Here is a 14,272-nt window from a genome sequence, read left to right on the forward strand (position 1 = left end):
CCCGAGGTTGAGCGATCGTTTCAGGAACAAGCCACCGCCGGACCATGGCAATTCAGGAGGATTTCCAAATCCCTGGTCAGTCCGATAACGTAGCAGCACCAACGTCAGGAGCGACGGAACTCATGGACCTTGGCCGGTGATGGCAGATGCGCCGCATATCCTCGTTGTCGACGACGATGCCAGAATTCGTCAGATGCTCACTCGGTATCTGTCCGATGAAGGCTTTCAGGTCAGCGCGGCCGCCAATGGCGAAGCCATGCGGGAATGCCTGACCCACGCGAAGATCGATCTGGTGCTTCTGGACTTGGTCCTGCCCGGTGAGGATGGCTTTCAGCTTGCCCGGGAAGTCCGCGCGCGACCGAGCACATGCAAGACCGGCATCATCATGCTGACCGGCCGGTCCGACATAGTCGACATGGTGGTCGGCCTGGAGGTGGGAGCTGACGATTACATTGCCAAGCCGTTTCATCTACGAGAAGTCCTCGCTCGGATCAGGAGCGTCCTGCGCCGCACCCAATCCACCTTGCCGGTGGCATCGAGCCCCATAGCCCAGCCGGAAGCTGGCGAGGTCATCCGGTTCGACGGATGGCGGCTCGATCTAGGACGGCGGGAGCTGAAGGCGCCGGACGGTTCCGAGATTGCGCTGACCACTGGGGAATTCGAGCTTCTGGCGACCTTTGCCCGCCATCCCGGCCGGGTGCTCAATCGCGATCAGTTGATGGACCTGACGCGCGGGCGGCACTGGGAAGCCATCGATCGTTCGATCGACGCCCAGGTGGCGCGCCTGCGGCGCAAAATCGAACCGGATCCGAAGCACCCTATGCTCGTGAAATCGGTGCGGGGCGTGGGATATGTGTTCACGGGGCACGTTCATTAGAACCGGATCCGACGCGACGTTTCTTACACAACTCCGTTCCCTTGAAGGATGGAAAGACGCGCTCACATAGCCTCCCGGTTTCCAGATGGCTGTGCGCCGTCTATGCCGCTGATGCGGTCGAGCCCGTGGAAGACCGTCATGGAGTCGCGGCGGGCGATCCCGATGAGCATAATATCCAGTTGCCGCGCCCGCTCCAAGGCGAGCGAGGTCGGTGCCGAGATCGAAACGAGGGTCTTCGCCCCAAAGGCGGCAACTTTCTCAACCAGCTCGAAGGAACAGCGGCTCGTGACGACGGCGAAACCGCTGTCCGGCTTCGTGTCAGTCAGGCATGCGGCGCCGATGAGCTTATCGAGAGCATTATGGCGGCCGACATCCTCGCGGACGTAGCGGATCGTTCCATCGAGATCGGCCCAGGCGGCCGCATGCACGGCATGGGTCAGCTCGTTGAGAACCTGCCGGCGATCAAGGTCCTGGAGGGCCGAATGGATGGCCGACAAGGCGATGACCGGGGCATTCCCTTCTGGAGTTCGGGCGTGCGGCAGAGCCTTGAGATCATCGATGCCGCACAATCCGCAGCCCGTTCGCCCCGACAGAGCGCGTTTGCGCGCCAGATGCTCGTGCAGCCTGTTGGGGACCAGATCGATGGCAAGACGAAGGCCGCGCTCATCCGGCTCGACGCGAATGCCGCGAATGTCCTGCGGATGCTTGATGATGCCCTCGGTCAGGCTGAAGCCTAGAGCAAAATCCTCAAGGTCGGAGGGCGTCGTCATCATGACGGCGAACGGAATTCCGCCATAGACGAGATTGACCGGCACCTCCGACGGGATGGCCCGCGCTCCTCGCGACACTCCGGTCCCATTGAAAGGGATGACCGCAATCGGCGCCTCCAGAGCCGTGGGGCAGGCGGAATTCTCATTCTCCTGCCTGGCATCGTCAACCGCATTCATCGGATCCCCTGCTCCCAAGCACATTCCTGGCCAGTCATTGGCAGCCGCTCCATAGGGGCACTGAGCTCAACGAAACGCAAGATCCCGTTCCTGCTCCGGAGGGCTTGGCTTTCAGGGCAACGCCGCGGAGACGGACGTGGTTGCGTTATGGTCCCGGACCTGAAACCATGGTTTGGCGATGGGAGGAAGACGCTCATGGATACGCACAACGTTCGGCTCAGTCATTTGTCCCATGGCGGCGGATGCGGATGCAAACTGGCACCGTCCGTCCTCCAGCAACTCCTCTCCGAACAGCCGGTGGCCGGACCGTTCCGGCAACTCCTCGTCGGCACCGAAACGGCGGATGATGCCGCGGTCTGGCAATTGGACGACGAGACCTGCATCATCGCGACCATGGACTTCTTCATGCCCATGGTTGATGACCCGTTCGATTTCGGACGCATCGCGGCGACCAATGCCATTTCCGACATCTACGCCATGGGCGGCCGCCCGATCATGGCCTTAGCGATCCTCGGCATGCCGCTGGGCAAGATCGCGCCTGCGACCGTCCGGGACATTCTGAAAGGGGGCGCCGCGATCTGCGCCGAGGCCGGCATTCCGGTGGCTGGCGGGCACTCCATCGACTGCCCCGAACCTGTCTACGGCCTTGCGGTGATCGGAACGGCGAAACCCAGCGAGATTCGCCGCAACAGCGGCGCGCAAGCCGGAGACGTGCTGATCCTGACGAAATCCCTCGGCATCGGCATCTATTCGGCGGCCTTCAAGAAGGATGCACTTTCCCCTGAGGCCTATGCGGAGATGATGAACTCAGTCACCCTGCTGAACAGGATCGGCGCCGAACTCGCTCGGGATCCCGACGTTCATGCCATCACGGATGTCACCGGATTCGGCATTCTCGGCCACGGCCTCGAAATGGCCCGTGGGTCCGGCCTGACCCTGAGCATCGACCATGCCCTCCTGCCCCTGCTCCGGGAAGCCGAGTCGCTTGCCCGGAACGGTTATGTGACAGGCGCCTCGACCCGCAACTGGGACAGCTACAGAGACGGCATCCTGCTGCCCGACGGCCTCGAGCCATGGCGGAGGCAGTTGCTCACGGACCCCCAGACCTCGGGCGGGCTCCTCGTCGCCTGCGCACCGGAGCGGGCAGAGCGCATTCTCGGGCAAATCGTCGAGGCGGGCTATCCCTCCGCCCGGATCGTCGGCTACGCGGAGGCGGGTTCCCCGCAGGTCAATGTGGTCTAGAAGGTTCCGGAACCCGTTGTGCTTCGCCACGTTGCTCCAACAGCTTAGCCAACAGGAGCCGGATGCGATGCGTGCCCCCCTGATCCTTTTCGTTGCGGCTGTCGGCTTGTCGACACCATGCTTAGCGCAGAGTGCAGCACAGAACCCATGCCCTGAAGAGCCTGCAACCACCGCCGCCACGGCACCTGATCCGAACAACCAGGCCTCGGGCACCTCGCCGGGAACGGCAGGATCGACCGGCTGGACGGGCGGTCTCGGTGGCTCCTATATCGGCACAGCTCCAAAGGGACCCACTCCGGGATCGGCGTCAGATCATCCCGCGACAGCAAGTGGCCTCGACCCGACGAAAAACACTGCCGCGGCTCCGGCCGCGCAGTCCCGCGGATGCGCGCCATCCCGTTGAGCGAGGTACTGGGTGACGGTTGCTAACATCGTCCGTGCGTCAGGCCGCCGGGGGATGATGGCGGAAGAGAGTGGGAGTCGAACCCACCTAGGACCGGCTCGCGGCCCCACCCGGATTTGAAGTCCGGACGCCCCACCGGGGACGCCTCTCCTCCATGAGCATCATCGATCGGCGGAATCGCGCTAAAGAGATCCAGCCGATGAGGATTGATGCGACGAAGATCGCCGCGACGCAAGGTGACACCGTGACGGTCGAAGAATTCCAGGATCTGGATGGCGACCTTGCGCCCATTCTGGACGCAGTCCCGGAACTGCGCCGCCGTAAACTGCCCGTCGGGCGCATGAGAAGCGAGCTCCCGGATGATCCCGACCATTTCGTCGACCGTGCTGCGCAGGAAGAAATGGTCTTGAGCAACCTCGTCGAGTTGTCCGAGACGGCTCAGAAGCTTGCAAAGACGACGGATCTCATTTTCCGGTACGCCCATCTGGCTAGCGATGTCGCGCACGCGAGGGGGACGGAAGCGCTCCTCACCCACAAGAAGCGGCTGAATCGCCCGCCACGTGCCCTCCTCCCGGTCGTCGAGACGCACCTCGTGCCCCGGCAGGCGCACCCATGAACCGTCGAGCTTGATGCAGCCATTCGCGACGAGGGACTGCAATGCAACCCGGAAGGCCGGTGCCGGCAGGCGCGGTTCGCACTGAAGGCGCAGGCGCTCGAAACCCATCCCTTGGAGATCCGGGTTCTCCCTGTGGAACACGTCGAGACTACCGATCAACCCGGCCTCGAAGGCAACCCAACGCTCTCCTGCAAGCGCCAGAATGGCCGGGCCTGCAGCAAGGCGTACGCATCCAAGCCTGTCGGCAAGACCGGTGACGACGTCGAGCGACATGGCACGGTCCCGAGCGAAGGTCACGAGGTCGAGGAACCAAGGCTGCACTGCGGTCAAGCTCTTCATGGCGAGGGCCGGATCGGCCTCTGCCAGAGCGGAGATTTGCGCGTGCCGCTCCCCACTGCGCCGGTGACGGGTGGGAGCGCGCAGGTCGATAAAGAATCCGCCTCCGATGGTCCGCTGGGCGGAGGTGTCGCGTACCACGAAGCGATCATGCGCGGCGGCGGAGATCGGCCGGTCGAGGACGAGTTGCACCATGCTTCTCGCGCCCGGCTGCAAGGGCTCGTCCTGCAGAATAACAATTCGTGCTCCGACCTCAACGGCTGCATGATGCAGGCGAACGGGAAACCATTGGCCCACGGGTTTCTTCTCGCTCGGGAGAATGCGCAGGCTCGCATCGATCCTGTCGGTCGGCGCATGAATCTCAGGTGCGAGCACCATATCGCCCCGGACGATGCTATCCTTCGATATGCTCTCTCCTACCAGATTAAGGGCGCAGCGCTGCCCTGTGACGCCGCGTTCCGCAGCGCGGTTCTGGGCATGAAGCGAACGTACGCGGACCGTGCGTCCAGATGGGCTGACGACCACCTGATCACCGATGGAAACCGAACCGGAGAGCACGGTTCCCGTCACCACCGTCCCAGCGCCGGATAGGACGAAGCTGCGGTCGACCGACAGGCGAAAGAGGCCGGCCTCGTCCCTCTCTCTCCTGGTTGATGCCGCTGCTTGCAGACATGATTTGAGCGCCTCGCGTCCTTCGCCGTTGACGACCGACACGGGAAGAATGGGGAACTCTGCCAAGACCGTGCCTGCTAGAGCATGACGGATCTGCGCGGTCGCCTCTGCGCGGCGTTCCTTGCTTGCGAGGTCGGCTTTGCTGAGCACAACAACGCCCTGATCAATTCCCAGGATGTCGATGATCGCAAGATGTTCGAGCGTCTGCGGCTTCACAGCATCGTTCGCCGCGACCACGAGCATGACGAAATCGACGCCGCCGGCACCCGCGACCATGGTATGGACGAATCGCTCATGGCCGGGCACATCCACGAAGCCGATCACGTCGCCGTTGTCCTGAGGCCAGTAGGCGAAGCCGAGATCGATGGTGATGCCGCGCGCCTTTTCTTCCTTGAGACGGTCCGCGTCGACACCCGTCAGTGCTTTGACGAGGGCCGTCTTGCCGTGATCGATGTGGCCCGCCGTGCCGACGATCAAGAGGTGACCTCGATGCGTAGGAATGAAAGATTTCTCCGGAAAATGCCCTCGTCTTCCAGGCACCTGAGATCGAAGACGAGCGCCCCGTCGGCCACGCGCCCGATCACGGGCCATGGAAGCTTTCTGAAGGCCGCGCTCAGCGCTTCTACCGCCCGCCCTCCATCTTTCGTCCGCATCAAGAGTCCGAAGCTCGGGATCGTATCGAGCGGCAAAGCCCCCGAGCCGATCTGGCTTGCGCATGGCGCGGCTTCGACGACGGCGCTGCCTCCCAGGATTTCGGCCAGAACTGGGGCGAGGCGAAGGGCCTGCTGCCGCACGTCTTCCACGTTCCGCGCCAGGAAACCCATGGTGGGAAGTCTCTGGGCGAGCCGGTCGGGATCGCGATAGAGTCGCAAGGTCGCCTCGCAGGCTGCGAGCCGCATCTTGTCCACCCGCAAGGCACGCTTCATGGGGTTGCGGTTGATGGTGGCGATGAGATCCTTGCGTCCGACGATGAAGCCCGCCTGCGGCCCGCCGAGAAGCTTGTCACCGGAGAACGTGATCAGGTCCGCCCCCTCCTCTACCGCCTCGCGGACGGTAGGTTCCTTCCTGAGGCCGAACCGGGACAGATCGACCAGCGTTCCCGAGCCGAGATCGTTGACGAAGGGCACGTTGCGCTGCCGCGCGAGCTTCGCAAGTTCGCGGGCGCCGACCTCCGTGGTAAAACCTTCGATGCGGTAGTTCGAGGTGTGGACCTTTAGGATGAGCCCAGTCTCAAGACTCATCGCGTCCGCATAATCGCGTGGATGGGTGCGGTTCGTGGTGCCAACCTCGCGCAGGAGGACTCCTGCCCGCGCCATGATCTCAGGCATGCGGAACGCGCCGCCGATCTCGATCAGTTCGCCACGAGAGACGATGGCTTCCCTACCCTGCGCGAGGGTGTTGAGGACCAGAAGCACCGCCGCTGCATTGTTGTTGACGAGGGTCGCATCCTCCGCGCCCGTCAACTCGCAGACGAGCGCGCGGACATGGTCGTCGCGCTCTCCTCTCCTGCCACTGGCGAGATCGAATTCGAGGGAGACGGCATCGCGCATGGCAGCCGTTGCGGCTTTGATGGCTTCTTCCGCCAGAACCGCGCGACCGAGATTGGTGTGGAGCACTGTACCGGTCAGATTGAAGACCGGCTTCAGCCGTGGCTCCGCCCGCGCGTCGAGATGGGCCAGGACGGACGCGACAATGGTCTCATCGTCGATCTCCGCTCCAGGCCGCACGTCCTCCCGCAGCGCCGCGAGGGTATCGCGTACGGCTTGCGTGGTTTCCGCGCGCCCGTGTTTCTCGACAAGGGCCGCGACATTCGGCTGACGAAGTACGCGGTCGACCGAAGGGAGACGACGCAAGGGAGAAGGAGCCACTTCGGTCATTCCTAAATCCCGAGCAGGAAGGGGTTGAAGCTGCCGCGGCGATATTCCCCATCCTTTAAGAGAATGTCGAGCCCAAGGCTGGCGATGTCGTCCGCAACCGGATCGAGCGTCATGTCCTTCTGCTGGTAAAGGATTTTGACATAGCTTCGGCACGTGTCACAGCACTCCGCCTTGATCGTCCCGGCTCCGCCTTCGATCTCCTGATATCCGATCCCTTTGCCTGAGCTGCACAGCACACATTTCACGCGAACGACATTCCAAAGCGTTCCGCACAGGGAGCAGGAACAATAGCGCGTGCCTTCGGCTTCCATCCATCCGACCACGAGGGACGAGGTGGGCGCACCGCCGCAGCAGGGACATACGCCATCGGTAATCCGGGTGAGTTTATCCTTGTCGAGCCTCGCCGCCAGGCGGGCGAAATGAACCTGTAATCCCGCCGCCACATAGACGTGCTCCGCGATGGCATCGGCTGGGATGGAATCGGTGAGGACGCTGCGCATCATGACGCGCATCTCTTCCGCCGGGGCCGCTTTCACCCGCGCAAGAGCAGCCTGCGCCTCATTCGGCTTGGCCAGGGATACGACAGCATCGAAGAGACGGCCCAGGGTTGTGCATACGACGTCGTCCATATCGACCCGATTGCGGTCGAGTGGCGGCATGGCGAATTTGCGGGCACGGTCGAGGGCATCCGTGAATGGAAGCTGGGGCTCAGGCAAATTATCCTGAATGGCACTCTGGGCCGCCGCGATACCTGCGATGAATCGCAGGTAAGGCGCCAACTCGTTCGCCTGCGCCAAGAATTCGAGCCGCTCGCTTCGCGCCTCGAACAAGCGTCGCGGATCGGGCAGCTTGACAAATGGAGGGGCAGGGACGCGACCGATGGAAGCGGGATTGGGATCGACGGAACCTGGATGTGTCATGCAACCTCACGAACCGCACGGGTCACGTGTCATCATGCGCCTACTCGGCAGGTGTAACCGGCTTCTTCACTCTATGACGATCCGCCAACTCCTTCAACCAGAGCCGGTGATGCTTCCAGGCCCAGCCACCCGTCACCGAGCCGCGCGTCATGGCCCTGAGCGTTCCCCGCGCCCAGATCGCCGCATAAACATGGGCGATCCAGATGCAGATCAGCGCCACGGCCGTGAGCGAATGGATGAGCACCGCGACACGTTTCTGGGGAATGGTGGTCCAGTCGTAGAAATACTGATCCCAAATCGCGAGCCCGGTCAGGATCAAAGCAATGATCAGGAGCGACATGACCCAAAAATTGAACTTCTGGATCGGATTGTAGCGCCCGACCGGCGGTACCTTCTCCTCGTCGCCCTTGATCATGTCGCCGGCATGGGCGAGCCAGGCCCGATCCGCCTTCTCCGGCAGGTTGGCGCGCCAGAACCGGATGAAGAGACCCGCGAAGCTGAAAAACAGAACGACGCCAATCCAGGGATGGAGGGCCCGGGCGCTTTGTCCGCCGCCGAACAGGCCCGTCAGGAAGAAGAGGGAGGGATGGAAAAAGGCAAGGCCGGAGAGAGCAAGAAGGACGAGCGATATCGCCGTGATCCAATGATTGGCCCGCGCGCCCAGATTATAACGATCGACGACGACCGGTTTACCCGGATGGATCGCATCTTCCTTCTCGATGCTCGTCTGTGCCATCAGGTCTTCTCCTTCACGAGATCCTCGGCCTTTTCCTCATCCTCCCGCGTGACCCGATTTGGGCTGACCAGCGCCGAATGGAGAACGCCTGCCGCCGCCGCGAGCCCCATGGCGGCGAAGCCGAGATACTTGGCCATTCCCTTCCAGGCATTCACGATGGGGCTGACCTTTGGGTCCTTCGGCAGTCCCGCATAGATCTCCGGCTGATCGTTGTGGTGCAAAACGTACATCACATGCGTTCCTCCGACGCCCGGCGGATCATAGAGGCCGGCATTATCGTAGCCACGCGACTTGAGATCCTCGATGCGGCTGTCGGCCAGCTTCTTCATGTCGTCCTTTGTGCCGAAGCTTATCGCGTGGGTCGGGCAGGCCTTCGCGCAGGCAGGTCCCTGCCCCACGGCGACCCGGTCTGAGCAGAGCGTGCATTTATAGGCCGTATGATCGACCTTGGAGATGCGCGGGATGTTGAACGGACATCCCTTGATGCAATAGCCGCAGCCGATGCAGTTCTCGTGCACGAAATCCACGATGCCGTTGGAATACTGCACGATGGCTCCGGGCGCGGGGCAGGCCTTCAGACAGCCAGGATCTTCGCAATGCATGCAGCCGTCCTTGCGGATCAGCCATTCGAGATTGCCCGTCTGCGGATTGTCCCATTCGGTGAACCGCATCAGGGTGAACATGTCGGGCGTCAGGTCATGCGGGTTCTCGTAGACACCCGTGTTGGTCTCGATCGCCGGATGAGTATCGTTCCACTCAATGCATGCCGACTGGCAGGCCTTGCAGCCGATGCATTTCGATACGTCTATGAGTTTCGCGACGGGTTCCAGCTGCCGCGCGGGCGGTGGTATGGTCGAAGCGGAGCGGCGAACGAGATCCCGCTCCGTCAGGTTTGTATTGGCGGCGGCGACCGGCGGATTGCTGGTTGCGGTATGAGGACTGGGTTCCATTCCGCTTCTCCTCAGACCGTTGCCGGCGCCGTCGTGGGCTCGATGTTGACCAGGAAAGCCTTGTATTCAGGCGTCTCGATATTGGCGTCGCCAACGAAAGGCGTGAGAGAATTCGGCCCCCAGCCCTTGCGCGCCTGGCCGGTGAAGCCCCAATGCAGCGGAATGCCCACCACATGGACGGACTTGCCGTCGCAGATGAGAGGCTTGATGCGCTTCGTCACGACGGCTTTCGCCTTCACCTCGCCGCGCTTGGACCAGACTCGCACCCATGAACCGTGCGCGATGCCCTTTTCCGCCGCGAGCTGCTCGGAGATCTCTACGAAGAATTCCGGCTGAAGCGCCGCGTTCACACGATTGTGCTTCGTCCAATAGTGGAAATGCTCCGTGAGGCGATAAGAGGTCGCCGCATAGGGGAATTCCTCCGATGTGGCGAACTGCGCAACATCGCTCTGGAAGATACGCGCGACGGGATTGCCCCGGATTTTCGGCGCGATCACGTTGGCGATCGGAGCCTCGAATGGCTCGTAATGAACCGGGAATGGCCCTTCCCGCATGAGACCGCGGGCGAAGAGACGCGACACGCCTTCCTGGTTCATGATGAAGGGGCCGACTTCGCCAGGCTTCGCAGTGGGTGCGATGTCCGGAACGTCGTAGCCTGACCATTTCGTTCCATCCCAGGCGATCAGCTTGCGCGTCGGATCCCAAGGGTTGCCCTGTAGGTCCGCCGAGGCGCGGTTGTAGAGAATGCGCCGGTTGAGCGGCCAGGAGAACGACCAGTTGGGATAGGCACCCGTGTCGTCCGGGTCGGTATTGTCCCGGCGCGCCATGTTGTTGCCGGCCTCGTTGAAGCAGCCGGAATAGATCCAGCAGGCGCAAGCGGTCGTGCCATCATCGCGCATGACGGAGAAGTTGACGAGCTGCTTGCCCTTCTCCAGCACGACCTTGGCCGGATCCGCCGGATCGGTGAGGGTCTCGACCGCATAGCCGTTGAGTTCCTTGGCGAGTTCTTCAGGGGAAGGCTCGTTCGGGTCCTGGTAGTTCCAGGTGAGATTGAGGATCGGATCCGGGAAGGCTCCGCCCTCTTTCTCGTAGAGCGCGCGCAGCCGCCGGTAGATCTGCGCCATGATCCACGTATCGTGCTTCGCCTCGCCGGGAGGGCTCCCGCCCGCCCAGTGCCATTGCAGCCAGCGGCCCGAATTGACCAGTGCGCCATCATCCTCCGCGAAGCAGGTCGAGGGAAGCTGGAACACCTCCGTCTGGATGGAGGAGGGATTCACGTTGTTGTACTCGCCGTGGTTCTCCCAGAACCGGGACGTTTCCGTCTCCAGGGGATCCATGGTCACGAGCCATTTCAGCCGCGACAACGACTCCGTGATCTTCTGGCGGTTGGGGAAAGCCAGAAGCGGATTGAAACCCTGGCAGAAATATCCGTTCACCTTGCCCTGATGCATCATCTCGAAGGTGCGCAGCACGTCATAGGCGGGCACGTCGAGCTTGGGCAGGTACTGGTAGGCGAAGTCATTCTGCGCCGTCGCCGCGTCACCCCACATGATCTTCTGGAAGCTGACGAAGAACTTCTTGTAGTTCTGCCAGTAGCTGGTCTGGTTCGGCCGCAGCGGCTTGAACGCCCGGCTCGACATGTAGGTCGCGAAATCAGCCTCCCGCTCCACCGGGATGTTCAGGTAGCCCGGTATCAGGTTCGACATGAGACCGATATCGGTCAGACCCTGAATGTTCGAATGTCCGCGCAGGGCATTCATGCCGCCGCCACGCACGCCGATATTGCCAAGGATGAGCTGCAGCATCGCCATGGATCGGATGTTCTGCGATCCTTTGGAATGCTGGGTCCAGCCGAGCGCATACATCGACGTCATAGTCTTTGTCGGAGACGAGCATTCGGAGATCATCTGCGCCACCTTCAGGAACTTGTCCTTGGGCGTGCCGCAGATACGTTCGACCATTTCGGGCGTGTAGGTCGCCACATGAGCCTTGAGCATGTTCCAGACGCAGCGCGGATGCTGCAGTGTATCATCGACCACGGCAAAGCCGTCCGGACCGATCTCGTACTCCCAAGTCGAACGATCGTAGTCGCGCTTGTTCTCGTCGTAGCCCGTGAACAGGCCGTCGTTATAGGCAAAGCCCTCCTTCACGATATAGGCCGCGTTGGTGAAGGCCTTCACGTATTCCCACTGCACCTTGTCGTTCTGGATGCAGTAATTGATCACGCCGAGCAGGAACGCGATATCAGTCCCCTGCCGAATGGGTGCGTAGAAGTCTGACACCGAGGCCGAGCGGGTATAGCGCGGATCGACGACGATCAGCTTCGCGCCACGATTGGCCTTCGCTTCCGTGACCCATTTGAAGCCGCACGGATGCGCTTCAGCGGCATTGCCGCCCATGATGACGACGAGATCCGTATTACGGATATCCGTCCAAGAATTGGTCATCGCGCCACGACCGAAAGTTGGGCCCAGACTGGACACCGTGGGGCCGTGTCAAACGCGCGCCTGATTATCGAATGCGACGATTCCCGTGCTGCGGACGACCTTATAGGTCAGCCATGCTGTTTCGTTCGTGGTTGCCGAGGCGGCCAGGAAGCCGACCGTCGTCCAGCGATTGACCGGGACGCCGGCCTCGTTCGCGGCGATGAAGTTCGCGTCGCGATCTTCCTTCATCAGCCTTGCAATGCGGTCGAGCGCCTGATCCCATGATATCCGCTCGAACTTGTCGGAACCCGGCTTGCGGACCATTGGGTATTTCAGGCGGGTCTCCGCCGTCACGAAATCCTTGAGGGCTGCCCCTTTCGGGCAGAGGGTGCCGCGGTTCGTCGGGTGGTCGGCATCACCTTCGATGTGGACGATCTCGGCAGTCTCGCCCTTCCGGAGGTCCCCCTTCGAATACATGATGATGCCACAGGCCACGGAGCAATACGGGCAGGTATTGCGCGTCTCCATCGTGTTCGTCAGCTTGAAGGGCCTAATGGCCGCGGCCTGCGCCGCCTCAAGATCTGCGAACCCGAAGGCTCCCATCGTGGTCCCGGCAACACCCACGCCTGCAGCCTTGAGGAAGCCGCGTCGTGAGAGTTCCATGTTCATGGTCACCCTCCCTATGATTTCGCACTGCAACAACTTCTCTACTGTAAAATAGGTTAGTTTCGAACATTTCTAGTGTCAAACTTCGCACGCTTGATCTGGACCTTTCCGCGTATGAAGCGTGGCCTACATGTGAAACATCGGGTCGGCGATTGGGACAGGCCATTCCTCGTATACCTGCGTGTCGAAGAGTGCATCGTTGAGCGAGATCCCAAGTGTCGGCATCGGCAAAAATTCGGATCCACTTTTCCGCCCGATGCGCTAGAGAGGCTCACGCCATATCCAGACAGGGGTTAGGGCACGCGAGATGGGGTCTAGGGGTTGGGCGGCTTTCCGCCATATGGATTTCCGGTTGTTCTGCGCAGCCCGGTTTGCCATGGCGCTTGCCGTTCAGATCCAAACCGTAGCCGTTGCATGGCTCGTTTACGACATCAGCGGCTCTGCGCTGAATCTCGGCCTTGTCGGGCTCGCGTCGTTCCTGCCCACGATGGCCCTCGTGCTCGTCACCGGCCTTGTCGCAGACCGGTACAGCCGGCGTTGGATCCTCCTCCTCGTCTTCTCGGCGATGGCCCTGACCGCTCTCGGCTTGCTGGTGCAGGTGCATGCGAGTGTGCCGAGCCTCTGGCCTATCTACGGCCTTCTGGTGGCCTTCGGTGCGGCCCGAGCCTTCGGAAACCCCGCCGCGCAGGCGATCGTTCCGACGCTGGTGCCCACGGGCGATCTGGCGAACGCGATCGCCTGGAACTCGTCCGTCATGCAGGTCGCCACCATCAGCGGCCCGGCAGTCGGAGGCATTCTCTATGCGGTTCATCCGACAGCGCCGTTCCTGGGGTCGGCCGCCTGTTTCGGGCTGGCCGCCCTGCTCATCGCCGCTTTGCGCCTGCGGCCCGCCGAGGTCAAACGGGAGCCTGTGACCTGGTCCCGTCTCGTGGCAGGCCTAGTCTTCCTGCGGACGAGACCGCTTCTGCTCGGAGCGATCTCCCTGGACCTGTTCGCCGTCCTTCTCGGAGGAGCGACGGCCCTGATGCCGATCTTCGCCCGCGACGTGTTCCATGTGGGTCCATGGGGGCTTGGCCTCCTGCGCTCCATGCCGGCCGTCGGCGCCGTCACCATGGCGATCGTGCTGGCCCACTCGTCCCTTATCACCCGCCGCGCCGGCCTGCGAATGCTGCAGGCAGTCGGTATCTTTGGACTGGCGACGATAGGCTTCGGATTGTCGACGAGTTTCGGCCTGACGCTCGTGCTGCTCGCCGTCCTCGGCGCCGCCGACATGGTCAGCGTGGTCGTCCGCCAGACCCTCGTCCAAGCGGAGACGCCGGATGAGTTACGGGGCCGCGTGGCAGCGGTGAACACGGTGTTCATCGGTGCCTCCAATGAACTCGGCGAGTTCGAGTCAGGGACGCTGGCTTGGCTGGTAGGGGCTCCCGCGGCCGTCGTGATCGGCGGCATCGGGACCTTCACGCTTGCGGTTCTCTGGAGATTCTGGTTCCCCGACCTTGCCCGTCGGGACCAGCTCGTCCGCAGCGAAGTGACGAGAAACGTCGAACCTCAGAAGGCATAGTCCTTCAGCGCCGAGGCCGATGAGCATTCCCGCGACAATTTTC

The 14,272-nt window shown here is 62.3% G+C and carries 9 protein-coding genes, 1 tRNA gene and 1 pseudogene; 3 read left to right on the forward strand and 8 right to left on the reverse strand.

Annotated elements, in window-relative coordinates; translation table 11 throughout:
- The first annotated feature begins 139 nt into the window (after positions 1 to 139).
- A complete protein-coding gene (locus H0S73_RS22175; protein ID WP_181054163.1) occupies positions 140 to 877 on the forward strand; it encodes a response regulator in 738 nt (245 codons plus the stop codon).
- A 62-nt stretch (positions 878 to 939) separates the two neighbouring features.
- On the opposite strand, the gene fdhD is transcribed toward H0S73_RS22175, so the two are convergent.
- The gene (fdhD, locus tag H0S73_RS22180; protein ID WP_181054164.1) at positions 940 to 1,824 is read right to left on the reverse strand and encodes a formate dehydrogenase accessory sulfurtransferase FdhD; all 885 of its coding nucleotides are present in this window, start codon (positions 1,822 to 1,824) and stop codon (positions 940 to 942) included.
- Positions 1,825 to 2,019: 195 nt separating this feature from the next.
- Here fdhD and selD point away from each other — a divergent pair, with 195 nt between their 5' ends.
- A complete protein-coding gene (selD, locus tag H0S73_RS22185; protein ID WP_181054165.1) occupies positions 2,020 to 3,066 on the forward strand; it encodes a selenide, water dikinase SelD in 1,047 nt (348 codons plus the stop codon).
- A gap of 461 nt (positions 3,067 to 3,527) precedes the next feature.
- On the opposite strand, the gene H0S73_RS22190 is transcribed toward selD, so the two are convergent.
- The 7 genes and pseudogenes from H0S73_RS22190 to fdnG all read right to left on the reverse strand — a co-directional run bounded on the left by H0S73_RS22190 (position 3,528) and on the right by fdnG (position 12,671).
- A tRNA-Sec gene (locus H0S73_RS22190) sits at positions 3,528 to 3,623 on the reverse strand.
- Between the two features lie 114 nt (positions 3,624 to 3,737).
- Positions 3,738 to 5,684: pseudogene (gene selB, locus H0S73_RS22195) on the reverse strand (selenocysteine-specific translation elongation factor); the annotation flags it as partial.
- Positions 5,567 to 6,970 carry an L-seryl-tRNA(Sec) selenium transferase gene (selA, locus tag H0S73_RS22200; RefSeq protein WP_181054166.1) on the reverse strand — a complete coding sequence of 468 codons (1,404 nt, stop codon included), beginning with the start codon at positions 6,968 to 6,970 and terminating at the stop codon, positions 5,567 to 5,569. The gene selA and the pseudogene selB, both read right to left, overlap by 118 nt.
- Before the next feature lie 2 nt (positions 6,971 to 6,972).
- The gene (gene fdhE / locus H0S73_RS22205; protein WP_181054167.1) at positions 6,973 to 7,890 is read right to left on the reverse strand and encodes a formate dehydrogenase accessory protein FdhE; all 918 of its coding nucleotides are present in this window, start codon (positions 7,888 to 7,890) and stop codon (positions 6,973 to 6,975) included.
- A gap of 40 nt (positions 7,891 to 7,930) precedes the next feature.
- On the reverse strand, positions 7,931 to 8,626 hold the full coding sequence (locus H0S73_RS22210; RefSeq protein WP_181054168.1) for a formate dehydrogenase subunit gamma: 696 nt from the start codon (positions 8,624 to 8,626) through the stop codon (positions 7,931 to 7,933).
- Complete coding sequence (fdxH, locus tag H0S73_RS22215) at positions 8,626 to 9,576, reverse strand: formate dehydrogenase subunit beta (protein WP_246389155.1); 951 nt, start codon at positions 9,574 to 9,576, stop codon at positions 8,626 to 8,628. The genes H0S73_RS22210 and fdxH overlap by 1 nt, the downstream gene beginning before the upstream one ends.
- Positions 9,577 to 9,587: 11 nt before the next feature.
- Positions 9,588 to 12,671: a formate dehydrogenase-N subunit alpha gene (fdnG, locus tag H0S73_RS22220; RefSeq protein ID WP_181054169.1), complete on the reverse strand. Its 3,084-nt coding sequence runs from the start codon at positions 12,669 to 12,671 to the stop codon at positions 9,588 to 9,590.
- Between the two features lie 304 nt (positions 12,672 to 12,975).
- Here fdnG and H0S73_RS22225 point away from each other — a divergent pair, with 304 nt between their 5' ends.
- Positions 12,976 to 14,229: an MFS transporter gene (locus tag H0S73_RS22225; protein ID WP_181054170.1), complete on the forward strand. Its 1,254-nt coding sequence runs from the start codon at positions 12,976 to 12,978 to the stop codon at positions 14,227 to 14,229.
- Positions 14,230 to 14,272: the final 43 nt, after the last annotated feature.

The organism is Microvirga mediterraneensis (assembly GCF_013520865.1).
GTDB lineage: Bacteria > Pseudomonadota > Alphaproteobacteria > Rhizobiales > Beijerinckiaceae > Microvirga > Microvirga mediterraneensis.